1 protein-coding gene is annotated in these 1,510 nt (G+C 54.5%); it reads left to right on the forward strand.

The window, feature by feature from the left end:
- Nucleotides 1-384: 384 nt before the first annotated feature.
- Nucleotides 385-1,170: a DUF2971 domain-containing protein gene (locus tag NFX52_RS30100; RefSeq protein WP_082437466.1), complete on the forward strand. Its 786-nt coding sequence runs from the start codon at nt 385-387 to the stop codon at nt 1,168-1,170.
- Nucleotides 1,171-1,510 lie beyond the last annotated feature (340 nt).

The following is a 1,510-nucleotide window of genomic DNA, read 5'->3' on the forward strand; positions in this document are numbered from 1 at the left end:
ACACCCACCTGGCCAGCCCACGGCGCGAGGGCGCTCATGGCGGCAGCAGACGGTGCGAAGAGGAAGAAGTGGTTCAAGCCTGACAACCCGAAAACATCGAAGGACGGTGGGTGCTGGCTGCAGCCTTAGAGCAGGTCTAAGGGGGAGGCTGTGGCTTGCGGGAACGCAAATTTTACAGTGCAAATGGGAATTGTTTGTATTTGTAGTGATGTGGGGATGGGTGTGTTGGGAAAAAGCCCGGTCTCACGTGAAGGGAGTTGGCACGCCAAACATCCAAGGATGCGAAAACAGAGATTTAGACGAAATGGGATTGCATCGAGGTCTCCCATTGAAATGGCGGTGCAACCTGTGGGACGATGTTTCATCTGAACACAAACACCATCTATGAGATTGCCTCCAAAGTTCTACAAGTACCGCGGAATGAGTAACGGGAGCGAAAAGTTTGTTGAACGCACTGTTCTCAACGACGAGCTCTACATGGCCACGTCAAGCTCGTTCAATGATCCATTTGACTTGAACCCCGTGTTTTCGTTTGAGGGCTCAAAGGAAGAGCAGATTGAGGATTACATCCGACTCCATGAAAAGTTTGGAGTGCAATGTGACGGCGATTTGCGTGAAATAGCGACGGCGCTTGTTGAAGAACGGCTAAGTGCAGACGCCATTGAGAACACTGAAGCCACGATGGGCATCGCGCACCGCCTCGCCGTGGCCGACGTCACGGGTGTGTACTGCCTCACAACCGAACCGGACAACCTCCTGATGTGGGCGCACTACGCCGACAATCACAAGGGGATCTGTCTTGAGTTCAGCAACCAGATCGCGCTGGAAGTCGGCGTCCCGATGAAAGTTGCGTACTCTCACCTAAGAACGCCCATTCGAATGTACGGAGCCCAGGAGAATTCGTTGGAGTTGTCCCTGTGCACAAAGTCCTCGCACTGGGCTTACGAAGAGGAATGGAGGTTGATCCGTCCTCAATACGATGGAGGAAAAGGGGTGGCGGTCTTTCGTCCTGCGTGCCTAACGGGGATCATCATTGGTGCGCTGGCGTCCCCCGAGACAATTGATCTTGTCCAATGCTGGGCGAGGACGCGGAAGGAACCCTTGCGCCTTTCCCGAGCAGTCTTAAGTAAGCGAGAGTTCGCGCTGGAATTGCGTCCCTTTCCTAGATGATGTCTAGCCTGCACGGGCGTCGTGTTTCTGGGCCAAGATTTTGTGCGAATGCGTTGTGCAACTTCCCTATGCCAAGCTGCGTCACCCCGTGCCCGATGCGCCAGATCGTCCTTGTTGCTGCGATCGAAATGATCGTTAGTCTCAAGCTATCCGAGCGTCAGCTTGTACAACGCATCTTTGGGTAAAGTCACCCCACGCCCCGCCTTTTGCCCTATGGTAAGCGTCCAGCCGAGGCATCTTGAGTTGAGCCACATGTCCCGCGAATATCGCGGGCATGATGAAGAAGGTGGATGCAGTTTGCGTGGCGACGATCGCGTTGTTTGCGCGCTGGCTCAGCGTT

The organism is Acidovorax facilis (assembly GCF_023913775.1).
In the GTDB taxonomy this organism is placed as follows: Bacteria; Pseudomonadota; Gammaproteobacteria; order Burkholderiales; family Burkholderiaceae_C; genus Acidovorax; species Acidovorax facilis.